The sequence below is a fragment of the Pseudomonas sp. NFACC45 genome (genome assembly GCF_900113505.1).
GTDB classification, from domain to species: Bacteria; Pseudomonadota; Gammaproteobacteria; order Pseudomonadales; family Pseudomonadaceae; genus Aquipseudomonas; species Aquipseudomonas tehranensis.
This window is the reverse complement of sequence record NZ_FOPO01000010.1, coordinates 217,528-242,741: the sequence shown is the minus strand read 5'-3', so window position 1 is coordinate 242,741 and position 25,214 is coordinate 217,528. Positions and strand designations below refer to the sequence as shown.

23 protein-coding genes are annotated in these 25,214 nt (G+C 59.3%); 13 read left to right on the top strand and 10 right to left on the bottom strand.

Annotated features, from left to right (window positions below):
* Positions 1 to 115 precede the first annotated feature (115 nt).
* Both choX and betC read right to left on the bottom strand, forming a co-directional pair.
* Complete coding sequence (gene choX / locus BM132_RS19620; protein WP_092457982.1) at positions 116 to 1,033, bottom strand: choline ABC transporter substrate-binding protein; 918 nt, start codon at positions 1,031 to 1,033, stop codon at positions 116 to 118.
* A gap of 15 nt (positions 1,034 to 1,048) precedes the next feature.
* Complete coding sequence (gene betC / locus BM132_RS19615; RefSeq protein ID WP_092457979.1) at positions 1,049 to 2,563, bottom strand: choline-sulfatase; 1,515 nt, start codon at positions 2,561 to 2,563, stop codon at positions 1,049 to 1,051.
* A 114-nt stretch (positions 2,564 to 2,677) separates the two neighbouring features.
* On the opposite strand from betC, the gene BM132_RS19610 reads away from it, so the two are divergent.
* Positions 2,678 to 3,628, top strand: coding sequence for a choline sulfate utilization transcriptional regulator (locus BM132_RS19610; RefSeq protein ID WP_092457976.1), 951 nt, complete (start codon positions 2,678 to 2,680; stop codon positions 3,626 to 3,628).
* A gap of 24 nt (positions 3,629 to 3,652) precedes the next feature.
* On the opposite strand, the gene BM132_RS19605 is transcribed toward BM132_RS19610, so the two are convergent.
* Positions 3,653 to 4,312, bottom strand: a complete 660-nt coding sequence (locus BM132_RS19605; RefSeq protein WP_092457973.1) for an NAD(P)-dependent oxidoreductase — start codon at positions 4,310 to 4,312, stop codon at positions 3,653 to 3,655.
* An 86-nt stretch (positions 4,313 to 4,398) separates the two neighbouring features.
* Here BM132_RS19605 and BM132_RS19600 point away from each other — a divergent pair, with 86 nt between their 5' ends.
* Positions 4,399 to 4,731 (top strand): DOPA 4,5-dioxygenase family protein, encoded by a 333-nt coding sequence (locus tag BM132_RS19600; RefSeq protein ID WP_092457971.1) that lies wholly within the window; start codon positions 4,399 to 4,401, stop codon positions 4,729 to 4,731.
* A gap of 31 nt (positions 4,732 to 4,762) precedes the next feature.
* On the opposite strand, the gene BM132_RS19595 is transcribed toward BM132_RS19600, so the two are convergent.
* Together BM132_RS19595 and BM132_RS19590 are read right to left on the bottom strand one after the other, a co-directional pair.
* Positions 4,763 to 5,269: a hypothetical protein gene (locus tag BM132_RS19595; protein ID WP_092457968.1), complete on the bottom strand. Its 507-nt coding sequence runs from the start codon at positions 5,267 to 5,269 to the stop codon at positions 4,763 to 4,765.
* Positions 5,266 to 6,279 (bottom strand): AAA family ATPase, encoded by a 1,014-nt coding sequence (locus BM132_RS19590; protein WP_092457965.1) that lies wholly within the window; start codon positions 6,277 to 6,279, stop codon positions 5,266 to 5,268. Before BM132_RS19590 ends, BM132_RS19595 begins: the two co-directional genes overlap by 4 nt.
* A gap of 411 nt (positions 6,280 to 6,690) precedes the next feature.
* Here BM132_RS19590 and BM132_RS19585 point away from each other — a divergent pair, with 411 nt between their 5' ends.
* The 9 genes from BM132_RS19585 (at position 6,691) to BM132_RS19540 (ending at position 17,204) form a co-directional block, all read left to right on the top strand.
* A complete protein-coding gene (locus BM132_RS19585; RefSeq protein WP_092399713.1) occupies positions 6,691 to 7,998 on the top strand; it encodes a CitMHS family transporter in 1,308 nt (435 codons plus the stop codon).
* Positions 7,999 to 8,074: 76 nt separating this feature from the next.
* Positions 8,075 to 8,842 carry a TerC family protein gene (locus BM132_RS19580; RefSeq protein WP_092399711.1) on the top strand — a complete coding sequence of 256 codons (768 nt, stop codon included), beginning with the start codon at positions 8,075 to 8,077 and terminating at the stop codon, positions 8,840 to 8,842.
* Between the two features lie 337 nt (positions 8,843 to 9,179).
* The gene (locus BM132_RS19570; RefSeq protein WP_092399709.1) at positions 9,180 to 10,838 is read left to right on the top strand and encodes a Na/Pi cotransporter family protein; all 1,659 of its coding nucleotides are present in this window, start codon (positions 9,180 to 9,182) and stop codon (positions 10,836 to 10,838) included.
* 172 nt (positions 10,839 to 11,010) lie between these two features.
* Positions 11,011 to 12,393, top strand: a complete 1,383-nt coding sequence (locus BM132_RS19565) for a M16 family metallopeptidase (RefSeq protein WP_092457960.1) — start codon at positions 11,011 to 11,013, stop codon at positions 12,391 to 12,393.
* Positions 12,394 to 12,602: 209 nt separating this feature from the next.
* On the top strand, positions 12,603 to 13,631 hold the full coding sequence (locus tag BM132_RS19560; RefSeq protein WP_092457957.1) for a DUF5924 family protein: 1,029 nt from the start codon (positions 12,603 to 12,605) through the stop codon (positions 13,629 to 13,631).
* A 52-nt stretch (positions 13,632 to 13,683) separates the two neighbouring features.
* Entirely contained in the window at positions 13,684 to 14,832 is a 1,149-nt protein-coding gene (locus BM132_RS19555; RefSeq protein WP_092457954.1) for an ABC transporter permease, read from the top strand.
* Complete coding sequence (locus BM132_RS19550; RefSeq protein ID WP_177193361.1) at positions 14,826 to 15,632, top strand: ABC transporter ATP-binding protein; 807 nt, start codon at positions 14,826 to 14,828, stop codon at positions 15,630 to 15,632. Before BM132_RS19555 ends, BM132_RS19550 begins: the two co-directional genes overlap by 7 nt.
* 1 nt (position 15,633) lies before the next feature.
* Positions 15,634 to 16,572, top strand: a complete 939-nt coding sequence (locus BM132_RS19545) for an MlaD family protein (RefSeq protein WP_092399701.1) — start codon at positions 15,634 to 15,636, stop codon at positions 16,570 to 16,572.
* Positions 16,569 to 17,204: an ABC-type transport auxiliary lipoprotein family protein gene (locus tag BM132_RS19540; protein ID WP_092399699.1), complete on the top strand. Its 636-nt coding sequence runs from the start codon at positions 16,569 to 16,571 to the stop codon at positions 17,202 to 17,204. The genes BM132_RS19545 and BM132_RS19540 overlap by 4 nt, the downstream gene beginning before the upstream one ends.
* A 43-nt stretch (positions 17,205 to 17,247) precedes the next feature.
* Here BM132_RS19540 and BM132_RS19535 read toward each other — a convergent pair whose 3' ends face one another.
* The 5 genes from BM132_RS19535 to BM132_RS19515 form a co-directional block, all read right to left on the bottom strand.
* A complete protein-coding gene (locus tag BM132_RS19535) occupies positions 17,248 to 18,477 on the bottom strand; it encodes a nucleoside recognition domain-containing protein (RefSeq protein ID WP_092457951.1) in 1,230 nt (409 codons plus the stop codon).
* Positions 18,478 to 18,592: 115 nt separating this feature from the next.
* The gene (gene gltP / locus BM132_RS19530) at positions 18,593 to 19,924 is read right to left on the bottom strand and encodes a glutamate/aspartate:proton symporter GltP (RefSeq protein ID WP_092457948.1); all 1,332 of its coding nucleotides are present in this window, start codon (positions 19,922 to 19,924) and stop codon (positions 18,593 to 18,595) included.
* Between the two features lie 706 nt (positions 19,925 to 20,630).
* Positions 20,631 to 21,092, bottom strand: coding sequence for an inhibitor of vertebrate lysozyme family protein (locus tag BM132_RS19525; RefSeq protein WP_092399693.1), 462 nt, complete (start codon positions 21,090 to 21,092; stop codon positions 20,631 to 20,633).
* A 2-nt stretch (positions 21,093 to 21,094) separates the two neighbouring features.
* A complete protein-coding gene (locus tag BM132_RS19520) occupies positions 21,095 to 21,259 on the bottom strand; it encodes a DUF1328 domain-containing protein (RefSeq protein WP_003177151.1) in 165 nt (54 codons plus the stop codon).
* A gap of 80 nt (positions 21,260 to 21,339) precedes the next feature.
* Positions 21,340 to 21,627 (bottom strand): hypothetical protein, encoded by a 288-nt coding sequence (locus tag BM132_RS19515; protein ID WP_092399691.1) that lies wholly within the window; start codon positions 21,625 to 21,627, stop codon positions 21,340 to 21,342.
* A 437-nt stretch (positions 21,628 to 22,064) separates the two neighbouring features.
* Here BM132_RS19515 and algB point away from each other — a divergent pair, with 437 nt between their 5' ends.
* Positions 22,065 to 23,411, top strand: a complete 1,347-nt coding sequence (gene algB / locus BM132_RS19510; protein WP_047229793.1) for a sigma-54-dependent response regulator transcription factor AlgB — start codon at positions 22,065 to 22,067, stop codon at positions 23,409 to 23,411.
* A 10-nt stretch (positions 23,412 to 23,421) separates the two neighbouring features.
* Positions 23,422 to 25,212, top strand: a complete 1,791-nt coding sequence (locus BM132_RS19505; protein WP_092457946.1) for an ATP-binding protein — start codon at positions 23,422 to 23,424, stop codon at positions 25,210 to 25,212.
* Positions 25,213 to 25,214: the final 2 nt, after the last annotated feature.

The window sequence follows — 25,214 nt, the reverse complement described above, 5'->3', positions numbered from 1 at the left end:
GCTCGCGAAATAGGCACCTCGGTCTCTGAAGGACCGAGTCGTCTTCATCGCGGGCAAGCCTTGCTCCCACATGGATTTCCTCGCGACAGTGCTCCCACGCAAGGCAGCGGGGCTGTCAGAGCTTGGCCTTCACCGCCGCCAACGCATCCTTGCCATCCAGGGTCTTCACGCCCTCCAGCCATTTATCCAGCACCGCCGGGTTGGCTTTGATCCAGGCCTTGGCCGCGTCGGCGTTGCTGACTTTGTTGTTCACCACCTCGGCCATGATGCTGTTTTCCATTTCCTGGGTGAAGCTCAGGTTGGTCAACAACTTGCCCACGTTCGGGCAGGCCTGTGCATAACCCTTGCGCGTCAGGGTATAGACGCTGCCGGTATCACCGAAATACTTCTCGCCGCCCTTGAGGTAGTGCATTTTCAGCTGCACGTTCATAGGGTGTGGCGTCCAGCCAAGGAAGGTGACGAACTTCTGTTTTTTCACCGCCCGGGCAACTTCCGCGAGCATGGCCTGCTCGCTCGACTCCACCAGCTTCCACTCGCCCATGCCGAAATCATTGGTCTTGATGATTTCCTTCAGGGACAGGTTGGCCGGGGCGCCGGAACCGATGCCGTAGATCTTCTTGTCGAACTTGTCGGCGAATTTGTTCAGGTCGGCAAAGTTATGCACACCCGCGTCCCAGACATAGTCCGGGACCGCCAGGGTGAATTCGGTGCCGTCCAGGTTCTTGGCCAGTTGGGTGACATCGCCATTGGCCACGAACTTGTCGTAGAACCCTTGCTGCGCCGGCATCCAGTTACCCAGAAACACATCAACCTGACCATCCTTGAGGCCACCGAAGGTGATCGGCACCGCGAGGGTGTCGACCTTGGCCTTGTAGCCCATGCCCTCCAGAAGGAAGCCGGTGATGGCATTGGTCGCAGCGATGTCACTCCAGCCCGGGTCGGCCATTTTCACCGTCTCGCAGCTTTGCTCGGCCCACGCCGAACTGCTAAGCGCCAACAGCCCAGCGGTCAGTACTGTGGATAACTTTTGCATGTGCTTCCCCTTACGTTATTGGTTTTGGCAGGGTTGTGGATAACGGGCCTTGCGTTCCAGATCGTCGAGGTCAATGTGGTTACGCATGTACTGCTGGCTGGCGTCCACCAGCGGCTGGTGATCCCAGCTCTTGAGTTTGCCCAAGGTCAACGCGTGGGCGACAAAACGCCGACGGCGTTGACTGGCGAGGACCTGTTGATGAATGGCCGGGATATCCCATTTGGCTCGCGCCTCCGCGAGAAAGTCGGCGTACAGGGACTGATGCTCAGCCGATTGACTGAGGTCCTCCAGTTCTTTGGGGTCATTGCGCACATCGAACAGCAGGCACGGATCGTCTTCGCTGTAGATGAATTTCCATGGTCCACGACGGATCATCATCAACGGACTGATGGTGCCTTCGGCCATGTATTCACCAAAAACCTCGTCATGACCGCCCTGCCCCTGCAAATGGGGCACCAGCGAGCGGCCATCCAGTGGCAGTCCGGGCTCCAACGTGCCACCGGCCAACTCCACCAGGGTCGGCAGCAAGTCAGCAGTGGACACCGCCGCCCCGACCCGACCGCTGGCGAATTGGCCCGGCGCGCTGATCAACAGGGGCACACGCGCGGCCATCTCGAACCAGTGCATTTTGTACCAGAGCCCTTTTTCACCGAGCATGTCTCCATGATCGCCGGAGAACACGATGATCGTGTCGTCCATCAATCCGGTGTCTTCCAGGGTTTGCAGTAACTTGCCGACGTTGCTGTCAATGTAGCTGCACGCACCGAAGTACGCGCGGCGGGCATCACGGATCTTATCCACAGGCAGCGGCTTGTCCCACAGGTCATACACTTTCAACAGGCGCTGGGAATGCGGGTCCAGTTCCGTTTGCCCCGGTGTTTGCGGCAACGGGATGTCCTTGTCGTCATACATATCCCAAAAGGTTTTGGGAATGGTGTACGGGTCGTGTGGGTGGGTCATGGACACTGTCAGGCAAAACGGTTGGTCGCCATCCTCACGGATGTGATCGAACAGATACTGCTGGGCCTTGAATACCACTTCTTCATCAAAATCCAACTGGTTGGTGCGCACGCACGGCCCGGCTTGCAACACCGAAGACATGTTGTGATACCAGCTTGGCCGCACGTCGGGCTCGTCCCAGTTCACAGCCCAGCCGTAATCGGCCGGGTAAATGTCACTGGTCAGGCGTTCTTCATAGCCATGCAACTGGTCCGGCCCGCAAAAGTGCATCTTGCCGGACAGCGCCGTGCGATAACCCAGGCGCCGCAGATAGTGGGCGTAGGTCGGCACGTCCGCAGGAAAATCCGCCGCGTTATCGTAGGCGCCGATCTTGCTGGGCAACTGGCCGCTCACCAGGGTAAAGCGCGACGGTGCGCAGAGCGGGCTGTTGCAATACGCGGCGTCGAACACCACGCCCTGCTCGGCCAGGCGCGACAGGTTCGGCAGCTTGATCGGCGAAGGACCGTAGATCGGCAACATTGGCGCGGCCATTTGATCGGCCATGATGAAAAGAATGTTCTTGCGCTTCATGTATTCGCGGCATTCCATAGTAAGCAGTTATGCGAAATTGCTGCGTTTGAGCATGTAACTCCCGTCTTTATGGGTAAAGCCCATATAAGGCAATGACTAGGATAAGCACAGCTTATGTATGAAGCCTTGGGCAACCTGTCCCTGGACCTGTTCCGCGCCTTTGAAGCCGCAGCCCGCCACCGCAGTTTCACGGCGGCGGCGATCGAGCTGGGCACTACGCAACCGGCCATCAGCCAACAGATCAAGCGCCTGGAAGAACAACTGGGTACGCGGTTGTTCGATCGCATCTACCGCGGCATCGAACTGACCGAGGCCGGGACAATCCTGTTCGAGCAGGTGCAGGCGGGTTTGCAGAATATCGACGCAGGATTGAGCGCAATCACCGCCCAAGACCAGCATGAAGTCCTGCAAGTCGCCACGGACTTCGCCTTTGCCGCCTATTGGTTGATGCCCCGCTTGCATCGGTTTCACGCGGCCAACCCGCAGGTGGACGTCAGCCTGGTGACCAGCGAACGCAACCACAACATGCTGCGCACGGATATCGACGTTGCGGTGCTGTTTGGCGACGGTCGCTTCAAACAAGGCGAAAGTCGCTGGCTTTTCAGCGAAGAAGTCTTTCCGGTGTGTAGCCCGCTGTTGCTCAAAGAACGCGCCCTGCCCTTGTCGGCTCAAGCCTTGTCGGAATTCCCGCTGCTGCATTTGCGCGGGGAAAACAGTAGCCACTGGTTCGACTGGAGTGGCGTTTTCCGTGAACTGGGCATTACCTCGCCCCCGGCGCCCGGACAATTGCGCTTCGACAACTACACCTTACTGATCCAGGCGGCGATTGGCGGTCAGGGCGTTGCCATCGGCTGGCGATACCTTGTGGATAACTTATTGGCCCAAGGCCTGCTGTGCCGTCCGGTCGCTGAAACGGTCCTGTCACGATCAGGGTATTACGTGGTCTTGCCCCAGCGTAAACGGCGCGGGGTGTTGATCAGGCAGTTTGTGGACTGGTTGATGGAGGAGCAGGCCAACAGCGCCGAATCGCTAACGGGTCTGGCATTACCTTCCATTGCGGTTTGAACAGATCGCAGCCCTCGGCAGCGCCTATAGGGCGGCGACGAAACTGACATGCTGGCCCACATGCAGATTCAAGCGCAGCTCATCGGCAATGCCTACGGCAACACGACCAAGCCGCTCCAGTGATTCGGCCATGCCGGGTTCCAGGCTCGTGCTGACCTGGCTGAAGTGCTCGATGCTCAAGCCGGGCGTTGCGTAGGGTGAGTCAATCAGGGTCCATTGCAACGTGCTGTTGTTCAGGGCGTCGAGGACTTCTTCGGCGGCATGGCGCTGCAATACATCGTCCGGCTGCTCCTCGTCGAGGACGGCGAAATCCCCCACCAGAAACAGCCGGGGAACGCTCGCCGCCTCCATCCCGGCGATCAACGCATCCACGGCCAACACCTGCTCCACGGGACCAGGAATAAGAGTGCGCTCCAAGTGCTCGCTGTTCATCGGCAACCCTGGAGCGTTCAACAGACACACCACGGCATTGGCGCCGGCCACGCTTTGCTTGACCCGCTGGGGATCGTAGAGGTCACCGGTCTTGGTCCGCAGGCCGGGGCGCGGCGCCAAGGCCGTAAGGTCGTCGAGAACAGCGATGACTTCGTGCTGGCGCCGCAGCATTTCAGCCATCAACGCACTGCCGAGGCTACTCATGGCACCATAGAGCACCACTTTGGTGACCGGGGTTTCGGCATTTTTCATGGCTGGTTGTCCTTTTTTGTCTCGCGTGTAAAGGCTCTGACCCGCGGGAGACGACCTCGGTTCGGCCAGTTCTCGAGGAGCGGCACATGCATCGGATCAAGGGCTACCACGCCCATGTCTATTTCGACGCCCACACCATCAATCAGGCGCGAGCACTGTGCGAGGAAGCATCGCGACTGTTTGGGCTGAAAATGGGCCGTATCCACCAACGCCCGGTCGGACCGCACCCGGACTGGAGCTGCCAACTGGCGTTCGATCCACAGCACATCGGCGTGGTCTTGCCGTGGCTGGCGCTTAATCGCAAAGGCCTGGTGATATTTCTTCACCCGGACACCGGCGACGACCTGACGGACCACACCGACCATGCGATCTGGATGGGCGCGGTGCGACCGTTGGATCTTTCGGTATTTTTGAGTTAATCGAGCAGCAATGAATCCTGGTAGGAACTGCTCAGAGAATCAGTTTCAGTTCACGCGCTTTGTCATCGTTGATGACGCTGATGGAGCCCGGCTTGAAGCCCATGGTTTTAACCAGTGAGTTCATCTCTTTAACCAAGGCACTTTGCAATGGAGGTAGCCAATCTTTGCGGAAACCCTTGATGATCAGTATGCATTTGAACGTACAGGCACCGAGATCCAAGTCCAGAAAACGGGAGGGTAATATATCGACCGCTTGCGGATGGCGTTTCAAGCAAGAGGCAACGGTCAGTTGAACAGAGTTCGTCAGTTTTTGCCGTATTTCTTCGATGTAGTTTCCAAAAGCCCGTGGGGCACTTGACTTGGCTTCGATCACCCAGACTTCCTCTGCCCCGCTCGGAGCCGAACGTAAGAGTACGAACTCTGCGATCATCAAGCCTTGCCCTAGACTTTTATAAAGCGGACTCTGCTCGATCGGGAAGATTTCGTCTATGGCATACGGCCCAAAACGCATCCCTGACTCAACGAAAGAAATACTCATCCCAGAGTCAACTCCACTTCCTTTTCATAAAGCCGGATCGACTCGTCGATGATCGGGTTGGCGGGCATTCCCGATAGCAAATCATCGGCCTCCCAATCTTTTTGGACGAAGGACAGGACCGGCACGGACATCTGTTGCTTTTGTGCCGCGATGTACAACGCTTTCACTACAAAATACGAATGGCTGGCTATAAAAAACTGAATACCGCTGGAGGCAAGGGACACGATGATGTCGATCAGACGAGAGATAGCGACGGGATGAAGCGCAGACTCCGGCTCATCAATGAAGACGACTGAGTCCTTTGACAAATAACGATTGCCCAGCAACGTGTCGAGAATGGCGATTTTTTTCACGCCTTCGGCGGTGGCGCCAATAGGAAACTTTTGGTTGCCCTTCTTGAACTGCCAGCGGTTGCTCTTGCTATCGAATTCGACCTTGCCGTCGAACATGTCCTCCAGGTTCTCCCTGGCCTTTGCGAAGTGCGCGTGATTTTTACCCCTCGTAGGAGCCATGCGCAGCGCTTTTGCCAAGTCGTAATAAGTATCGTCAAAGCCGAACTCTTTATCGACATCACGGCTTTTCAAAATGATATTTTGAAGTGACAGCACTTCCTTGGGTGGCAGAAAGACAGAGTTACTTTCACGCGGAGACACGTGATTTTCCAAGGAAGCTATGTGTTTAGCGGTATCCCTGCCGAAACTGTAACGAAACTCTCGCGCATCAACGTTGATCTTGCAGGCCAGCGGTCTATCGGCATTTTTTGTAACCAGGTCCCCAATCTTATCGGCCTGGAAGGTCCAGTAGAGCTTATCAGCCAATATCTCGGCTGCCGATCGTTGATCATTTCCGCGCTGATACTCCTCAAGTGTCCGCATGCTGCAATACAAGGCTTTGAGCAGAAACGTCTTGCCGCTGCTGTTGGCGCCAATGATCAAATTGATGTTCGAAAGCTTGCCCCAGCGGATCTGCTGTAGCGGGCCGAAATTATCTAATTCAACACTGTTTAGCATTGGCTGAAGCCCCGTCTAAAACTCGCAATTGGCGGCAAGCCTACCACTCTGATTACCGTGGATACAGCGAAGAGCAGGGCTCATAGGAGATTCAGAATTCGCCTATAGGACCGGCCCTTTAAGCTGCCATTGCGACTGAGAAAATCCCGTGGACCTTCGTCAGACCTTTCTCTGCGAAAGGTAGTTGAAAGCTTGCGCGATTAGGATCGCCCCACTACCGGCAACAGACCGGTCGGCCAGAAGCGAGTTTCGAATGCTCGCCAGGCCCTTTTAACAACAACAATGGTGATTCTGATGTCCGCTGCTACCCGTCCCGTCGCGTCAACTCCCTCCGTCCGTCCCGTGCTCTGCATCCTGCGCTGACCTGTCCGGTTCGCCTTTGCCCGTCGCGCCACGCCTGGAGTATTTCCTATGCTGACTTTCCTTGGCTTTGCCATGGTCATCACGTTCATGTTCCTGATCATGACCAAGCGCCTGTCCGCGCTGATTGCCCTGATCATCATCCCGATCCTGTTCGCCCTGTTCGGTGGTTTTGCTCCCAAGATCGGTCCGATGATGCTCGAAGGCATCACCAAGCTTGCCCCGACCGGGGTGATGCTGATGTTCGCGATTCTTTATTTTGCCCTGATGATCGACTCCGGCCTGTTCGACCCGGCCGTGCGCAAGATCCTCAAGCTGGTCAAGGGCGACCCGTTGAAAGTTTCGGTCGGCACCGCCGTTCTGGCGCTCGTCGTTTCCCTTGATGGTGACGGCGCGACCACTTATATGATCTGCGTGGCCGCCATGCTGCCGCTCTACAGCCGCATCGGCATGAGCCCACGGATCATGGCCGGCTTGATCATTCTTGCCGGTGGCGTGATGAACATGACGCCCTGGGGCGGCCCGACTGCCCGTGCGGCCAGTGCGCTGCATGTCGATCCATCCGACATCTTCGTGCCGATGATTCCTGCGATGCTGGCCGGCGTTGCGGCGATCCTGGCGATTTCCTACATGTACGGTCAACGCGAGCGCGCCCGTCTGGGTGAATTGCACTTGGTCGGTGATGACATCGACCACAGCGAAATCAGCGTTTCCCAATTCCCGGACGCCCGTCGTCCGAAGCTGATCTGGTTCAACGGTGCGTTGACCCTGGCGCTGATGTGCACCCTGATCGCTGGCCTGTTGCCGCTGCCGGTGCTGTTCATGGTGGCGTTCAGTATCGCGATGATCGTCAACTACCCTTGCCTGCAGCAGCAGAAAGACCGTGTTGCAGCGCATGCCGGTAGCGTACTGGCGGTGGTCGGTTTGATTTTCGCGGCGGGTATCTTCACCGGTATCCTGTCCGGCACCGGCATGGTCGACGCCATGTCCAAGAGCCTGCTGGCGGTGATCCCTGACTTCCTCGGCCCTTACCTGGCGGTGATCACCGCGTTGGTGAGCATGCCGTTCACCTTCTTCATGTCGAACGATGCATTTTATTATGGGGTGTTACCGGTCATGGCCGAAGCGGCCAGTCATTACGGCATCACGGCCGTTGAAATGGCCCGCGCCTCGATCGTTGGTCAGCCCGTCCACCTGCTCAGTCCGCTGGTTCCGTCGACGTACCTGCTGGTAGCCCTGGCCGGAATCGAGTTTGGTGACCATCAACGTTTCACCTTGAAGTGGGCAGTATTGGTTTGCCTGTGCATAATGTTTGCCGCCTTGCTGATGGGGATTTTTCCGCTGTTCAGCACTCTATAAAAGCAATGCCCGCTGCGTCGCCCCCTTTCGATCATCGAAGGCGCGGCGCGGCCCAACACTCGCTAAAGGAACTCACATGGAATGGCTGACCAACCCGGAAATCTGGGTTGCCTTCTTTACCCTGACCGCCCTGGAAATTGTCCTGGGCATCGATAACATCATCATGATCTCGATCCTGGTCAGCCGCATGCCCAAGCATATGCAGGCACGCACCCGGATCTTCGGTCTGGCCCTGGCCATGATCACGCGGATTCTGTTGCTGCTGTCCATTACCTGGGTCATGCGCCTGACCGCCGACCTGTTCGAAGTGTTCGGCCAGGGCATTTCCGGGCGGGACCTGATCCTGTTCTTCGGTGGCTTGTTCCTGCTGTGGAAAAGCTCCCAGGAGATGTACCACGCGCTGGAAGGCGAAGACGAAACCGGCGAGACGCCTACGGGCAAGGGCGGCAACTTCATCTACACCATCGTCCAGATCGCGATCATCGACATCGTGTTCTCCCTGGACTCGGTCATCACCGCCGTGGGCATGGTCTCCCATGTACCCGTGATGGTCGCGGCAATCGTCGTGGCGGTGCTGGTGATGATGCTGGCAGCGGGCACCATCAGTGAGTTCATCGACAAGCACCCATCGCTGAAGATGCTGGCGTTGTCGTTCCTGCTGGTGGTGGGCACCGTGCTGATCGCCGAATCGTTCGACGTGCACGTACCAAAAGGCTACGTCTACTTCGCCATGGCCTTCTCCCTCGCGGTCGAAGCGTTCAACATCAAGATGCGCACCGCCATGGCGCGCAAGCGCAAACAGCAAGATCCGGTGAAACTACGCAAGGATATGCCGGGTCAGTAATGGCGTGGGGCATTTGAACGAAGGGGCTTTCGAGCCCCTTTTTCATGCCTGCCGGAAAGCAACCGGATGCAAAACCTGTGGGAGCGAGCCTGCTCGCGATGAGGCCGCAACATTCAACATCTTCATTGGCTAACAGACCGCTATCGCGAGCAGGCTCGCTCCCACAGGATTTCGTGGTGTCTTTGGTGAATGGTTTTTTATGACACTTTTGTTTCAATCGATTCTTTAGCTATGCAATGCTGGCGCTCGAACCGTTGGCCAACTACAGCTTAAGTACAACGAAAAAAAATGTGGCACCGTCAATTGGTCCCTTTGGGACGCTAACAGGGGGCTTCTCATGCTGACCCTGCTGAACTTGCTCTCCGCCGTGGCCCTGCTGATCTGGGGCACACACATCGTCCGTACCGGCATTCTGCGGGTCTATGGCACCAACCTGCGCCATGTCATTGGCCAGAACATGTCCAGGCGCTGGCTGGCGTTCGTCGCAGGCATCATGGTCACCGCCATGGTCCAGAGCAGCAATGCCACGGCCATGCTCGTCACTTCGTTCGTCGGCCAAGGCCTGATGGCGCTGACCCCTGCCCTGGCGACCATGCTCGGCGCCGATGTCGGCACGGCCCTGATGGCGCGGGTACTGACTCTGGACCTGTCGTGGTTATCGCCGCTGCTGATTTTCCTCGGGGTGATCTTTTTCCTGTCGCGCAAACAGACCCGCCTGGGGCAAATGGGCCGGGTCGGCATCGGCTTGGGCTTGATCATCCTGGCGCTGCAATTGATTGTCGAAGCCGCCGCGCCCATCACCCAGGCCCAGGGTGTGAAAGTTATCTTTGCCTCGCTGACCGGCGACATCCTGCTCGATGCGCTGGTGGGTGCGCTGTTCGCGATGATCTCCTATTCCAGCCTCGCCGCCGTGCTGCTGACCGCGACACTGGCCGGCGCCGCGGTGATCAGTCTGCCGGTGGCCATCGGCCTGGTGATCGGCGCCAACATCGGCAGCGGCGTGCTGGCCTTTCTCAGCACCAGCATGCAGAACGCCGCGGGCCGCCAGGTGGCGCTGGGCAGCCTGCTGTACAAGCTGATCGGCCTGTTGTTGATCATTCCAGTGCTCGATCCGCTGGTGGGCTGGCTGGACGGCCTGGATTTCAGCCACCAGGAAACGGTGATCGGATTTCACCTGCTCTACAACACCGTGCGCTGCCTGGTGCTGCTGCCCAGCGTCGGGCCGATGGCCAGGCTGTGTGCGTGGCTGCTGCCGGAGCGTCCTGACACCAACGGCACGGCCAAGCCCCGCCACCTGGACCTCACCGCCCTCGCCACGCCGAGCCTGGCCCTGGCGAACGCCGCCCGGGAAACCCTGCGCATCGGCGACCTGATCGAAACCATGCTCGAAGCCATGCTCGACGTACTGCGCGGTGGGCAGACCGCAGTCACCCAACAAGTACGGAGCATGAGCGATGACGTCGAGGCGCTGTGCAGCGCCATCAAGCTGTATATGGCCCAAATGCCCCGTGAGGACCTCAGTGAACAGGACAGCCGCCGATGGGCGGAAATCATTGAACTGGCGATCAACCTGAAGCTGGCCAGCGACCTCATCGAACGCATGTTGCGCAAGGTCCAGCAACAGAAAACCGCGCAACGTCGGTCCTTTTCCGAGGTTGGCCTGGAAGAGTTGGCGACGCTGCACAGCCAGTTGATCGCCAATCTGCGGCTGGGATTGTCGGTGTTCCTCAGTGCCGACCCGGAGAGCGCCCGTCAGCTATTGCGTGAGAAACGTCGCTTTCGAGCGCAGGAAAGACGACTGGCCCACGCACACGTCAGCCGTTTACAGCGAAAAATCGTACAAAGCATCGAGACCAGTTCCCTGCACCTTGAACTGATCGCCGACATGAAACGCCTCAACTCGCTGTTCTGCGGCAGCGCCTACGTGGTGCTGGGGACTTCCGAGACCGGTGCGCTCGCGGCTGATGAAATTTCCGACGTCACCCATTCGCCTTGAACGACTGGCGCATTGCTCAGTCAGTAAGATTGGCCTGGGCTTAAACCATTCGCACGCAAGCCGGCCCCACGTCGCCATGGAAATCCATTGGGTTCGAGGTGGGGCGCGAAGTTGCCTGCAATGACGGCCTGCCCGGCACATGGACCTCCAATCAGCCGCCAGGAAGCTCGCTATGCGTTGTCTGTTGCTCGCCGTTCTTTTGCTCGGTTCACTGCCGGTGGTCGCGCTGGATCGATTCCAGGTCGAGGGGTATGTGCTGCCCAACGGTATGCAACTGCTGCTCAAGCCGGGCAGCGAGCGCGGGCATGTGGCGATCCGCCTGGTGGTGGGCGTGGGGCTGGACGACTTCAGCTGCGCCGACAAGGAACTGCCCCACCTGCTTGAGCATTTGCTGTTCAGCGGTGTCGATGACAGCGGCGAAGGCGGGCTGGAAGAGCGCATGCAGGCGCTGGGCGGCGAGTGGAATGCCTTCACGAGCAACGCCGACACGACGTTCGTCATCGAGGCGCCGGCGCGCAATCAACGCAAGGTCCTGGACCTGTTGATGGCACTGCTGACCCGCACCCGCATCGACGACAACGCCCTGCAGGCGGCCAAACGTGTGGTGGAACGCGAGGATGGCGGCCACTACACCCATCTGCAGCGCTGGCTCGATCATCAGGACCTGGGCCACAAGGCAGGCAATCAACTGGCAGTGGAATTGGGACTGCGCTGTGCGGAGCGCGCCGAGGTCGGGCACCTCACCCTTGCCAGGATCGAACAGGCACGCAAGGCGTGGTATGCACCGAACAACATGACGCTGATCGTGGTCGGCGACCTGGACCGGTTGCTACCGGCCTATCTGGAACGGACCTTCGGCGAACTGGAGCCGGTCGAGCCCAGCGCTCACGCAGCGTTACCGCAGATCCGCTACAGCGCGGTCACCAAGCGCAACCTGACGCGCGGGCTAGTGGGCAATGGCGCCAAGCTTCATTGGCTGTTTCCGGAGCCGGTGCTCGAACAACAGCACGACGAAACCTTCGACCTGCTCAAGGACTATCTGGACTGGGCGCTCTATCGCCAGCTGCGCCTGGCCCGCAGCCTGTCCTACGGGCCGTGGGTGGAGCGCGAGGTGTTTGGCGGCGTTGGCTTCTTCAGCCTGAACGCGGACCTGGCCCGCGATGACCTGCCCCAGGCCGAGCAGGCGCTGGAGCAAATGCGCACCGCGTTGCTCAAGGATGGCCTGGACCCGGAGAGTTTCGTGCGCATCAAACGCGCCGCCATCGCCCATCAGTCCTGGGCGGTTCAAGGCAACAGCGCCCTGGCCGATTACTATTGGGGTGCCCTTGGCGATTACGACGACGGCCGCTTCACCAATCCAGCCGTGCGCCTTCAGGCGGTGAGCCTGGAGCAGGCCAACCAGGCTCTGCGCGAACTGCTCAAGGACCCGGGATACCTGCGTATCGAGAAACCATTGCTCGGCGACGATGAGCTGGTTTGGGGGGTGAGCGGTCTGCTGGGGTTGTTGCTGCTCGGCTTGGTGACATGGCAAATACGCCGACGACGTAGGAACTGAGTAGAAGCTGAGTAGGAGCTGACGAGTGCAACGAGGCTGCGATCTTTCCCCTGGCAATTGAATCGCAAGCGAAAGATCAAAGATCAAAAGATCAAAAGATCGCAGCCTTCGGCAGCTCCTACAGGCCTCACCACACGAGCGCTCGTCACATCGATGTCCTGGCGATACTCTGTCAGGGATATTTCCTACGACTCACTGTGAACTGCCGAATGCCGAACCTGACTCATTACATCCAGCGCCTTCTCGAATTGATGAAGCGCTATCCAGGGGTCATCGCACTTGGTGGTTTCATCTCTGGAGTCGGCAGTTTCATGCTGGTGGACCGCCAGCAGGGTCTTGCGACCTGGATCACCATCATCATGCTGGTGAGCTGGCTCTGGCTGATGCTGGAGAACAGCCTGACCCGGCTTTTTACCCGCATCTTCAAACGGGAAATCCCGCAGCCGCTGTTGCGTTACGCCACGCAGATGATTCATCAGGAAAGCCTGTTTTTCGTGCTGCCGTTCTTTTTCATCACCACCACCTGGAACAGCAGCCAAGTGATTTTCACCGGTCTGCTGGCGGCCTCGGCACTGATCTCGATCATTGATCCGCTGTATTACAAATGGCTGGCGCCCCGGCGCTGGGCGTTCCTGGCGCTGCACACCCTGACGTTGTTTGCCGCCCTGCTCACCGCGCTGCCCATCATCCTGCACCTGACCACCGACCAGAGCTTCAAGCTGGCGCTGGGCATTGCCATGCTGTTGTCGTTCCCCAGCCTGGCTTCGATCTTTCCGATCCGCACCGTGCGCAACGCCCTGGCGATTCTGTGCATTACGGTGGGGATCGGCGCCGCCGGGTGGGTGCTGCGCTCCTGGGTGCCGCCGGCAACCTTGTGGATGACCGAGGTGGCAATCAGCACCCAGCTGGAAGACCGCACGCCGGGCGCCAGCCTGAAGGAAGTCAGCGCTGACCAGATCCGCGGCAACGGTCTGTATGCCTACACCGCTATCAACGCGCCCCGGGGCCTTGATGAGCGGATTTATCACGTCTGGCAATTCAACGGAAAAGAAGTGGACCGCATCGCCCTGGACATTCATGGTGGGCGCAAGGAAGGCTATCGCGCCTGGACCCACAAGCAGAACTTCCCGGAAGACCCCACGGGTAAATGGCAGGTGCGGGTGCTGACGGAAAATGGCCAGGTGATTGGTGTCTTGCGCTTCAAGGTCAGCGGTGCAATCGAGCCTGGGGCAAAATAATGCCGGTCGTGCTATTAGCTAGTATTTTTCGAGCCGAACGAGCATGGCGCTTATGACCCCTGACACGCTTGTTGGCAGTGCCCGACTGGATCGCTCTCACTCCCCGGCGCAGCTATGGATCAGCGGGGACTGGACACTGGCTCACTACACGCAGCTCAAGCGTTTGAGCGACTCGCTGCGCGGCCAGTACGACGACAACACCCTGATCGACCTCAATGGCTTGGGTGCCCTCGACACCGCCGGCGCCTCGTTGCTGGTGGAACTGCTGGGCGCCGAGCGGCTGGGCAAGACCGCCGAGCACCGCGACTGCACTTTGTCACCCGCCGATCGGGCACTGTTGCAGACGGTCTATTGCTCGCTGACCGACTTCTGCGTGCCGGTCAAAGAGCCGACGGTGAGTGTCGTGACCCAGTTGTTGACACGCATCGGTCGAGCCGTGGACAAGGTCTGGCAAGATACCCTGCAATTGCTCGGCTTTGTCGGCTTGATCCTTGAAACGCTGGCCCGGGGCCTGTTTCGCCCGAAACGCTGGCGCATTACCCCGATGGTGGTTCATATCGAACAGACGGGGCTGGACGCGGCCCCTATCGTCGCCCTGCTGACTTTTCTGGTGGGCGCGGTGGTGGCGTTTCTCGGGGCGACGGTGCTGGCCGATTTCGGCGCCAGTATTTTCACCGTGGACCTGGTGGCGTTCTCGTTTCTGCGCGAATTCGGGGTGTTGTTGACTGCGATTCTCATGGCAGGTCGCACCGCCAGCGCCTTCACCGCGCAGATTGGCTCGATGAAGGCCAACGAAGAGATCGACGCGATTCGTACCCTGGGCCTCGATCCCATCGAGTTGCTGGTGGTGCCGCGAGTGCTGGCCCTGTTGGTGGCGCTGCCGATGCTGACCTTTGTGGCCATGCTCTCGGGCATTGTCGGCGGCGGTGTGGTGTGTGCCCTGTCGCTGGATATTTCTCCGGCGATGTTCCTGACGCTGTTGCAGTCGGACATCGGCGTCCAGCATTTCGTGGTGGGAATGGTCAAGGCGCCGATCTTTGCCTTCCTGATTGCTGCGGTGGGATGCCTGGAAGGCTTCAAAGTCAGCGGCAGCGCCGAGTCTGTCGGGGCTCACACCACCTCAAGCGTGGTGCAGTCGATTTTTGTGGTGATCGTGCTCGACGCGGTGGCCGCGCTGTTTTTCATGGAGATGCAATGGTGAGTCGACCTTCCAGGCCGCCCACCGAGGCGGTGATACAGGTACGTGGCTTGTGTAATCGCTTTGGCCGGCAGAGCGTGCACGAAAACCTCGACCTGGACGTCTACAAGGGCGAGATCCTCGCCGTGGTCGGCGGTTCCGGTAGTGGCAAATCGGTGCTATTGCGCAGCATTGTCGGCTTGAACCGGCCCAGTGAAGGCACCGTGCGAGTGTTCGGCCAGGACCTGCCGAGCCTGCCCCAGGCCCAGCGTTCGCGAGTGGAACGTCGCTTTGGGGTGCTGTTTCAAAAAGGCGCGCTGTTTTCTTCGCTGACCGTGACAGAGAATGTCGCCCTGCCCCTGATCGAACACGCCGGGCTCAGCCGCGCCGATGCCGAGCATCTGGCGGCGGTGAAACTGGCATTGGCCGGGCTGCCGCTATCGGCAGCGGACAAATACCCCGCCTCGCTGTCCGGCGGCATGATCAAGCGTGCAGCCTTGGCCAGGGCGCTGGCCCTGGACCCGGACATTCTGTTTCTCGACGAACCCACCGCCGGCCTCGACCCCATCGGCGCGGCAGCGTTCGACCAATTGATCCTGACGCTTCGCGACGCCTTGGGCTTGAGCGTATTTTTGGTCACCCATGACCTGGACACGCTCTACACCATCACCGACCGGGTGGCGGTGCTGGCCCAGAAAAAAGTGCTGGTGGCCGACGTCATCGACAAAGTGTCGGAAACCGACGATGCGTGGATTCATGAATACTTCCACGGCCCTCGCGGCCGCGCGGCCTTGACGGCCGCGACACAATTGAACGAGGTCTGACATGGAAACCCGAGCCCATCATGTATTGATCGGCCTGTTCACCGTGATCGTGGTGGTCGGGGCCCTGCTGTTTGGGTTGTGGCTGGCCAAGTCCAGTGTGGACAGCGAGTTCAAGGATTACGAAGTGGTGTTCAACGAAGCGGTCAGTGGCTTGTCCAGAGGCAGCGCGGTGGAGTACAGCGGCATCAAGGTCGGGGACGTGGTCAATCTGCGCCTGGACCCCAACGACCCGCGCCGGGTACTGGCGCGGGTCCGGTTGAGTGCTGAAACACCGGTCAAGCAGGACACCCAGGCCAAACTGGCACTGACCGGCATCACCGGCACCTCGATTATCCAGCTCAGTGGCGGCACCCCCAACAGCCCGCCACTGACCGGGCCCGAGGGCGAGCCGCCAGTGATTATCGCAGCGCCCTCGCCCATCGCCCGCCTGCTGAACAACAGCGATGACCTGATGACCAGTATCAACCTGCTGCTGCATAACGCCAACGAGGTGTTTTCCTCGGACAATGTCCAGCGGCTGGGCAAGACCCTTGAACACTTGGAGCAAACCACCGGGGTCATCGCCGATCAACGCGGCGATATTCGCCAGGCCATGCAGCAACTGGCAGCCGTCGGCAAACAGGCCAGCGCCACACTGGAGCAGACGACGGCATTGATGCGCAGCGCCAACGGCCTGCTCAACGATCAGGGCAAGGGGGTCATGAGCAGCGCAGACCAGGCCATGCAATCGCTGGCCCGCAGCACCGCGACCCTCGATAAACTGCTGAACGACAATCGCGACGCGCTCAATAACGGCATGCAGGGGCTCAATGCCCTGTCGCCGGCCGTGCGGGAACTGCGCGACACCCTGAGCGCACTGCGGGGTATTTCCCGGCGCCTGGATGCCAACCCCAGCGGCTATTTGCTGGGCAGTGACAAGAACAAGGAATTCACGCCATGAAGCCGTTTGACCGGTTCGTCCGCCCTATCCTCTTGCTGGCAGGATGTGTCCTGGTTGGCGGTTGCTCGATTCTGCCCCAGGCCGAGCCTTCGGACATCTATCGCTTACCCGCCACTCAGGCCCCGATAACCCCGGGCACCCCTGTGAAATGGTCATTGCGCCTGGCCAGCCCGCAGGCCAGCGAAGTGCTCAACAGCCCTAAAATAGCGGTCATTCCCCACGGCAATCTGTTGAGCAGCTACGCCGCCTCCCGCTGGAGCGACCCGGCACCGGTGTTGCTGCGCAATCGCTTGCTCGATGGTTTCGCCCAGGATGGACGTGTCGGGCTATTGAGTGTCGCCGACAGCAACCTGCAAACGGATCTGGAGTTGGGTGGCCAATTGCAGGCCTTCCAGACCGAATATCAAGGTGCAGAGGCCAGCGTGGTGATTCGCTTGGACGCATTGCTGGTGCGGGGGTTTGACCAACGCATCCTTGCCAGTCGTCGTTTTGAAGTCCGCCAACCGTTGAGCGACGTGCAAGTGCCAGCCGTGGTGCAAGGTTTCGGCCAGGCCAGCGATCGACTGACGGCCGAGGTTGTGAACTGGACGGTGGAACAAGGCCAGCGCCTGGCGCTGCCGGCACACCCCTAAAGGCCCGGCATGGCCATCCGAGCCTGTGGCAAGGGGATGGGGTTCAACCAAAGAACCAGTAGCAAACGCCGATCGCCGCCACGACTCCGCTGAACTCGGCCAGCAGCGCGCAGCCCACCGCATGTCGCGCCCGCTGGATACCCACGGCGCCGAAGTACACCGCCAGCACATAGAAGGTGGTTTCGGTGCTGCCCTGAATGGTCGCGGCCACCAGCGCGGGGAAGCTGTCCACGCCGGACGTCTGCATGGTTTCGATCAGCATCGCCCGGGCGGCGCTGCCGGAGAATGGCTTGACCATGGCAGTCGGCAAGGCGTCGACGAAACGGGTGTCCCAGCCGGCCCACTGCACCAGGTGCCGGATCCCGTCCAGGCCGAAGTCCAGCGCGCCCGAGGCCCGCAGCACGCCAACGGCGCATAACATGGCCACCAAGTACGGCAGCAAGGTCTTGGCGACATCAAAGCCCTCCTTGGCGCCCTCGACGAAGGCTTCATAAACCTTGACCTTGCGCAGCGCGCCCACCACCAGAAACAGCATGATCAAGCCGAACAGCGTCAGGTTGCCGAGGATCGAAGACAGCCCGGCCAGCGCCGTAGCTGAGAGCGTCGCCAGCAGCGCCATGAAACCGCCCAGTACCAACGCACCCGGAACCAGATAAGCCAGCACGACCGGGTCCCACAGGCGCAGGCGCTGCATGAAGGCCACCGACAGCAGCCCCACCAGGGTGGAGGCGCTGGTGGCGAGCAGGATCGGCAGGAACACCAAGGTCGGGTCCGGCGCCCCTTGCTGGGCGCGATACATGAAAATAGTCACCGGCAACAGCGTCAGCGATGAGGCGTTGAGCACCAGGAACAGGATTTGTGCATTGCTGGCGATGGTCGGGCTGGGGTTCAAGTCCTGCAGGGCCCGCATGGCCTTCAGGCCGATCGGGGTCGCCGCGTTATCCAGCCCCAGGCCGTTGGCCGCGAAGTTGAGGGTAATCAGGCCAATCGCCGGATGGCCCGCCGGCACCTCCGGCATCAGCCGCAAAAACAAAGGCCCGAGCGCCTTGGCCAGCCAGTCGACAATACCGGCCTTTTCGGCGATCCGCAGAAACCCCAGCCACAGGGTCAAGGTGCCGAACAGCAGGACCATCACCTCCACCGACAGCTTGGCCATGGCAAAAATGCTTTCCACCATGGCGGCGAAGATCCCGGCGTTACCGCCGATCAGCCACTGCGCCAGCGCCGACACGGCTGCCACGATAAAGAAGCCAAGCCACAGGCCATTGAGCATCGGTTAAGTCCCCCGGAAGATGCCGCGAATGATAGCGGGGCTGGCAGAAACGACAAACCCCGGATTTCTCCGGGGTTTGTTTGTTGCTTCAGGGGATCACAAAGATCCTTGTGTGTCAGCGGCTGGAAACTTCTCCCATCGGCAACGGCTCTTTGCTGCGCCAGTGGGGCAGGGAATTCCAGTAGCGCTGGCCCTTGGCATCGTCGTACATGCCTTCCCAGCGGGAAATGACCAGCACGGCCAGGGCATTGCCGATCACGTTCAGCGCGGTGCGGGCCATGTCCATGATGCGGTCGACACCGGCAATGAATGCCAGACCTTCCAGCGGAATACCGACACTGCCGAGGGTCGCCAACAGCACCACGAACGAAACACCCGGTACGCCGGCGATACCTTTGGAAGTCACCATCAAGGTCAGCACCAACAGCAATTGCTGGCTGATGGACAGATCGATGCCGTACAACTGAGCGATGAAAATCGCCGCGATGCTCTGGTAGAGGGTCGAACCGTCGAGGTTGAACGAATAACCGGTCGGCACCACGAAACTGCAAATCGCCTTCGGCGCGCCGTAGGCTTCCATCTTCTCGATCACCCGTGGCAACACGGTTTCGGAGCTGGCGGTGGAGTAGGCCAGCACCAGCTCATCCTTGAAGATGCGCATCAGTTTGATCACGGAAAAACCGAACAGACGTGCAATCAGACCCAGCACCATAAAGGCGAAGAAGGCGATAGCGACGTAAACCAGGATCACCAGCTTCGCCAATGGCAAGAGCGAAGCGAAGCCGAAGTTGGCAACCGTCACCGCGATCAGGGCGAACACGCCGATCGGGGCGTATTGCATGATCATGTGGGTGACTTTGAACATGCTTTCCGACACGCCCTGGAACATCTTCACCAGGGGGTCACGCAGCTCCGATTGCAGGCTGGACAGACCCAGGCCGAACAATACGGAGAAGAAAATGATCGGTAGCATCTCGCCGCGAGCAACCGCCGCGAAGATGTTCGACGGGATCAGATTGAGGATGGTCTGGATGAGCGCATGTTCATGCTGCACCTCGGCGGCCGTGGCCTGGTACTTGGAAATATCCACCGTACCCAAAGTGCTCATGTCGATGCCGCTGCCCGGCTGGAAGAAATTGGCCAACAGCAAGCCGACGACAATGGCGATAGTGGTGACGATTTCGAAGTAGAGGATGGTCTTGAGGCCGATACGTCCGAGTTTCTTGGCGTCACCGACCCCGGCAATACCGACGATCAGCGAGGAAATCACAATCGGGATGACGATCATCTTGATCAGACGAATAAAGATATCGCCTGCCGGTTGCAGCACGTTGCTGATCCACCAGGCCTTCTCGGCATTGAAATGGTTGAGCAACGCGCCAATTGCAATCCCGAGCACCAGACCGATGAGGATCTGCCAGGCGAGGCTTAGTCTTGCCTTCTTCATATCTTTACCCTTACTTCAGTTGGACTCGGGCAACTGCCACAAACTGAACCACCCGATGGCGATACGAATGCGTGCCGCTGCCCCCAGATAAGGTCACCCCGAGTACGCACCACAGGCGCACTGGCAGGCGAAAAAAGGCGCAACTATTGCGATGCGAAGGTGGGGCGTCTAATGCCGTAAACGCCTACCCTATGCCGAATCGGCATGAAGCTTATGAAGTGAAACGTGGGTTTCCCTCAGTTCGAATACGCCATTTCGGCAGGCAAAAGCGCCGTGAACCGGCCATTTCAGCGCCAGGGGCTTTTTGTCCCGCGTCGCCAAAAGCGCTCAAAGGATAAAGGAATGAAACAGGGTCGAAAAAGCAGACCGGCCGGATAAATCTCCGATGTACGGTCAGGCGCAGAGGAGTGGAGCGGCTTTGAAAAAACGCGAGCGATACGGGGAGGGTGACGCAGACACCAAGCTAGGCAACCGCTCTGGCATGAACTTTACAAGGCACGAAGCTCCACGCAAGTTCGCCAGTCCTCATGACTGTGCGAACCTGCGTGGACGCTTTTTCCTGACCCGGCCCTTGCGCAGGCACCCCTTGTGCCCGTAGGTCACTGCGCCCTTAGACGGGCAGAGCGTCCCGGCCCCCTGGTCATGCATCGGCCCTCTTCGGACTGTGCAGAGGAGAAAAGCACCGTGCTTTTCTCGCTTTTCAGAATCAGTACCAGTTTGGATCTTTCTTGAGTTGCTCCATTAACAGTTCTTGCATACCTTCATCGGGATTGCCGAGGAAACGGTAATCGGCATGGCGGGTTGGCGACTTGTCGGCCGGAAGTCCGGCAGGGACTTCAACCAGCAATGCATAAGCCTCGTCCTTGTCGAAACTGAAAGCGACGAACAAGCGCTTGCTGCGGCACGTCGCCTCGGTTTCGCACAACGGACCGACCAGGTATTTGTCGCCATCTTCCTCGACAGCATTCATCTGCTGCGAATCGCCTGACAGGTTCATCACCCATTCCGGTAGACGTTCTTCCTTTTTGACCACTTGCTGCCAAGTCTCGAGATATTGCGGGTCGGCCTTGAGCACCTGATTGACCCGCATCTGTCCGTCATTGGCAGCCATGGCCATGGTACCGCCGCCCAGCAACAGGGCGGCGACCAGTCCTTTCAATGCGTTCATGGTCAGCCTCGACCGCGGCGGCCAAAGAAGAACGAAGCGATGAACATCACCAGGAACACGACAAAGAGAATCTTGGCGATGCCCGTGGCGGTGCCTGCGATACCACCGAAGCCCAGTACCGCGGCGATGATGGCAATGATCAGGAATGTAATTGCCCAGCTCAACATGGTGATTCTCCTTACGCTTTTCTATTTAGTGAGGGTCTTGCGGTGATGGTTCCGGTGCAGTGGACGACCGGTCCATCGAGTTAAAACACCCAGCGCTCCTGGCGAGGCATGTCGTTGGCAGGTTGAACCTGATCGACTTCCATCATTCGCATCGAGGCGGAAACATCCGAGAGGCTACCAACAGCGCTGAAATGGGTTTGCGGGGCGCGCTGAATCGACAGCAGAGGCGCCTCAGGCTGTTGGCTCTGGTGCCAAAGCATCAACTGCTGGCCTGCTGCAAGTGTGATCAGCAGGGCCACTACAGCCCACAAACCCTGCTGAACATGCAAGGCAGAGATTCGAAACTGAGCAGCACGTTGACGATTCATCCTGAAATTCCTCCCACCCCGAGTGGTGATCTGGTTGAGGCGCCTTAACGCCACGTTGACCTGACCATTGCAGTCGGCATGCCAGAACGTTTATCGATATAAATATCTTTAAAATCAATTAGTTATAAACGCACCAAACAACAACCGAAGCGCATCCTGCACGATGGCCGCGTCAAGCGTCGTGCGTAATGCACGAACGGTGGGGACAGGCGCGATAGAATCTTTTTGAATTGCCCGTCGGAATTAGATGTCGGAAGGAGCAAGCCGTACCGTACGAGGCGGGTGCAGGAGCAAAAAAAGGATCTAAATCAATCTTTTAGGAGTGAGATACCCACATGTACGCTGACGGTGGGTAAGATCCCCTCAGAAACGACCATGCAACTTGCCCGATTTTTCTGACACTAACCAACATCATTCATTAAAGGAGCGTAGGAAAAATGGAATCCGCCACTGAGCATCAAGGCCGCATTCTGCTGGTAGACGACGAGTCCGCCATCCTGCGTACATTCCGTTATTGCCTGGAAGACGAAGGCTACAGCGTCGCCACCGCCAACAGCGCCGCCCAGGCCGACACCCTGCTGCAGCGGCAGGTGTTTGATCTGTGCTTTCTGGACTTGCGCCTGGGAGAAGACAACGGTCTTGATGTCCTGGCGCAAATGCGCATCCAGGCACCCTGGATGCGGGTAGTGATCGTCACCGCCCACTCGGCGGTCGACACCGCCGTTGATGCGATCCAGGCCGGCGCCGCCGATTATCTGGTCAAGCCGTGCAGCCCTGATCAATTGCGCTTGGCGACCGCCAAACAGTTAGAGGTGCGCCAGTTGTCGGCGCGACTGGAAGCCCTGGAAGGGGAAGTGCGCAAACCCAATGACGGTCTGGATTCCCACAGCCCGGCGATGAAAGTCGTGCTAGAAACCGCTCGTCAGGTTGCCAGCACTGACGCCAACATTCTGATCCTTGGCGAGTCCGGCACCGGTAAGGGCGAACTGGCCCGAGCCATCCATGGCTGGAGCAAACGCGCGAAGAAGTCCTGCGTCACGATCAACTGCCCATCGTTGACCGCTGAATTGATGGAAAGCGAACTGTTCGGCCACAGCCGCGGTGCATTTACCGGCGCCAGTGAAAGCACGCTGGGCCGGGTCAACCAGGCCGACGGCGGTACGCTTTTTCTCGACGAAATCGGCGATTTTCCCCTGACATTGCAGCCCAAGTTGCTGCGTTTCATTCAGGACAAAGAATACGAGCGGGTCGGCGACCCAGTGACCCGGCGGGCCGATGTGCGGATCCTCGCGGCGACTAACCTGAACCTTGAGGACATGGTGCGCGACGGGCGCTTTCGCGAAGACCTGCTGTACCGCCTGAATGTCATTACCCTGCATCTGCCACCGTTGCGTGAACGGGCCGAAGACATTCTGACGTTGGCTGATCGCTTCCTGGCCCGCTTCGTCAAGGAGTACGCCCGCCCGGCACGTGGCTTCAGCGACGAGGCTCGCGAAGCGCTACTAGGCTATCGCTGGCCTGGCAATATCAGGGAGCTGCGCAACGTGGTCGAGCGCGCCAGCATCATCTGCGCGCAGGAAAAAGTCGAAATCAGCCACTTGGGCATGGCTGAACAACCGGTCAACAATGCCCCGCGAATCGGCGCTGCGCTCAGCCTCGACGAACTGGAAAAAGCGCATATTGGCGCGGTGCTGGCCACGGCCGACACCCTTGATCAGGCCGCCAAGACCCTGGGTATCGACGCTTCCACGCTGTATCGCAAACGCAAGCAATACAACCTGTGAGCGTCATCTTATGAAACTGGCGATGAAGCTGCGCACACGGCTGTTTCTGAGTATCTCGGCGCTGATTACCGTGGCATTGCTGGGGCTGATGCTTGGCTTGGTCAGCGTGGTACAGATGTCCAATACCCAGGAACAATCGGTGCGCGACAACTTCATCCTGCTCGACTTGGGTCTCAAACTGCGGCAGAACCTCGGCGATCAGTTGATGATCATGCTGGATGACAAGCCCGATCTGGCAGCTCTGGAGGAATCCAAACGGCAATATTTCCAGTTGCTCGACGAGGGCATCGCCCACGAACAGGTACTGGACGATTCGCCAGACAGTTTCCGCCAGGCCAAGGCCGACTACATCGGCTTCCTCGAGGCTTTTACAGCGTCCCGCCAGCTACCGACCCAACTCACCGGTATCCAGAATCTCACCGAAAAATTCAACGTACTGCGCACCGGCTTGATTGACGGGTATCGGCGGGCCTTGAACAACATTAGCGATACCCAGAACAAAGCTCGCGAGCGCGCCTTTCTGATTTCCGGACTGTTGGGGCTGGTAGGGCTGGCGGTGCTGATCATCGGCTTCATCACGGCCCACGGCATTGCCCGGCGTTTCGGTGCGCCGATTGAGGCGTTGGCAGCGGCGGCGGATGATATCGGCCAGGGCAATTTCGAGGTGACGCTGCCGATCTCCTCGGCCGCCGAGTTGAACTTACTGACCCGTCGTTTCGGCATCATGGCCCAGGCGCTGCGCGAGCATCAGGCCACCAACGTCGATGAGCTGCTCGCCGGCCAGCAACGCTTGCAAGCGGTACTCGACAGCATCGACGACGGCTTGCTGATGATCGACCGCCAAGGCCGCCTGGAGCACCTCAACCCGGTGGCCCAGCGTCAATTGGGTTGGGACGAGGAGCGCCTGGGCCAGGGATTGGGCGAGGCGCTGGAACGCCCGGAGCTGGATGAGGAACTGCAACTGGTTCTGCGCGGTGGAACGCTGGAGCGGGCGCCGGAGGATTTGAGCATCGAAGTGGATGGCGAGTCGCGCTTGCTGACCTATAGCCTCACCCCCGTGAGCCATACCCAGGGTCACATCCTCGGGGCGGTGATGGTGTTGCACGACGTCACCGAACAACGCGCTTTCGAAAGGGTGCGCAGTGAGTTCGTGTTGCGCGCGTCCCACGAGCTGCGTACGCCAGTGACTGGCATGCACATGGCGTTCGGCCTGTTGCAGGAGCGCGTGCATTTTCCTGAAGAATCGCGCGAAGCTGATCTGCTCAACACCGTCAACGAAGAAATGCAGCGCCTGATGCAGCTCATCAATGACCTGCTGAACTTCTCCCGCTACCAGAACGGCCTGCAAAAGCTGACGCTGGCACCTTGTTCCATCGACGAACTGCTGGAGGCGGCCCGGCTGCGGTTTGCCGCACAAGCCCAGGCCAAGGGCATCCAATTGCTCGTGACCATCCAGGGCCCCTTACCGCGCCTGCATGCCGACGCTGCGCAACTGGACCGGGTGCTGGATAACCTGATCGACAATGCCATGCGTCACACCGGCGACCACGGTCAGATCCGCCTGCAGGCCCGTCGCCACGGCGAGCGGGTGATCATCAGCGTCGAGGACAATGGTGAGGGCATTCCCTACGGCCAGCAGGGACGGATCTTCGAACCTTTCGTCCAGGTCGGTCGCAAGAAAGGCGGCGCAGGGCTGGGGCTGGCGCTGTGCAAGGAAATCGTCCAGCTCCACGGTGGGCGCATGGGCGTTTATTCACGACCGGGGCAGGGCACACAGTTCTATATGGCGCTGGCGGTCTGAGT

What these genes read in the sequence shown, in the direction of transcription:
- choX (WP_092457982.1), bottom strand. Translation starts at nt 1,033, where the DNA reads ATGCAAAAGTTATCCACAGTACTGACCGCTGGGCTGTTGGCGCTTAGC.
- betC (WP_092457979.1), bottom strand. Translation starts at nt 2,563, where the DNA reads ATGAAGCGCAAGAACATTCTTTTCATCATGGCCGATCAAATGGCCGCG.
- BM132_RS19610 (WP_092457976.1), top strand. Translation starts at nt 2,678, where the DNA reads ATGTATGAAGCCTTGGGCAACCTGTCCCTGGACCTGTTCCGCGCCTTT.
- BM132_RS19605 (WP_092457973.1), bottom strand. Translation starts at nt 4,312, where the DNA reads ATGAAAAATGCCGAAACCCCGGTCACCAAAGTGGTGCTCTATGGTGCC.
- BM132_RS19600 (WP_092457971.1), top strand. Translation starts at nt 4,399, where the DNA reads ATGCATCGGATCAAGGGCTACCACGCCCATGTCTATTTCGACGCCCAC.
- BM132_RS19595 (WP_092457968.1), bottom strand. Translation starts at nt 5,269, where the DNA reads ATGAGTATTTCTTTCGTTGAGTCAGGGATGCGTTTTGGGCCGTATGCC.
- BM132_RS19590 (WP_092457965.1), bottom strand. Translation starts at nt 6,279, where the DNA reads ATGCTAAACAGTGTTGAATTAGATAATTTCGGCCCGCTACAGCAGATC.
- BM132_RS19585 (WP_092399713.1), top strand. Translation starts at nt 6,691, where the DNA reads ATGCTGACTTTCCTTGGCTTTGCCATGGTCATCACGTTCATGTTCCTG.
- BM132_RS19580 (WP_092399711.1), top strand. Translation starts at nt 8,075, where the DNA reads ATGGAATGGCTGACCAACCCGGAAATCTGGGTTGCCTTCTTTACCCTG.
- BM132_RS19570 (WP_092399709.1), top strand. Translation starts at nt 9,180, where the DNA reads ATGCTGACCCTGCTGAACTTGCTCTCCGCCGTGGCCCTGCTGATCTGG.
- BM132_RS19565 (WP_092457960.1), top strand. Translation starts at nt 11,011, where the DNA reads ATGCGTTGTCTGTTGCTCGCCGTTCTTTTGCTCGGTTCACTGCCGGTG.
- BM132_RS19560 (WP_092457957.1), top strand. Translation starts at nt 12,603, where the DNA reads ATGCCGAACCTGACTCATTACATCCAGCGCCTTCTCGAATTGATGAAG.
- BM132_RS19555 (WP_092457954.1), top strand. Translation starts at nt 13,684, where the DNA reads ATGACCCCTGACACGCTTGTTGGCAGTGCCCGACTGGATCGCTCTCAC.
- BM132_RS19550 (WP_177193361.1), top strand. Translation starts at nt 14,826, where the DNA reads ATGGTGAGTCGACCTTCCAGGCCGCCCACCGAGGCGGTGATACAGGTA.
- BM132_RS19545 (WP_092399701.1), top strand. Translation starts at nt 15,634, where the DNA reads ATGGAAACCCGAGCCCATCATGTATTGATCGGCCTGTTCACCGTGATC.
- BM132_RS19540 (WP_092399699.1), top strand. Translation starts at nt 16,569, where the DNA reads ATGAAGCCGTTTGACCGGTTCGTCCGCCCTATCCTCTTGCTGGCAGGA.
- BM132_RS19535 (WP_092457951.1), bottom strand. Translation starts at nt 18,477, where the DNA reads ATGCTCAATGGCCTGTGGCTTGGCTTCTTTATCGTGGCAGCCGTGTCG.
- gltP (WP_092457948.1), bottom strand. Translation starts at nt 19,924, where the DNA reads ATGAAGAAGGCAAGACTAAGCCTCGCCTGGCAGATCCTCATCGGTCTG.
- BM132_RS19525 (WP_092399693.1), bottom strand. Translation starts at nt 21,092, where the DNA reads ATGAACGCATTGAAAGGACTGGTCGCCGCCCTGTTGCTGGGCGGCGGT.
- BM132_RS19520 (WP_003177151.1), bottom strand. Translation starts at nt 21,259, where the DNA reads ATGTTGAGCTGGGCAATTACATTCCTGATCATTGCCATCATCGCCGCG.
- BM132_RS19515 (WP_092399691.1), bottom strand. Translation starts at nt 21,627, where the DNA reads ATGAATCGTCAACGTGCTGCTCAGTTTCGAATCTCTGCCTTGCATGTT.
- algB (WP_047229793.1), top strand. Translation starts at nt 22,065, where the DNA reads ATGGAATCCGCCACTGAGCATCAAGGCCGCATTCTGCTGGTAGACGAC.
- BM132_RS19505 (WP_092457946.1), top strand. Translation starts at nt 23,422, where the DNA reads ATGAAACTGGCGATGAAGCTGCGCACACGGCTGTTTCTGAGTATCTCG.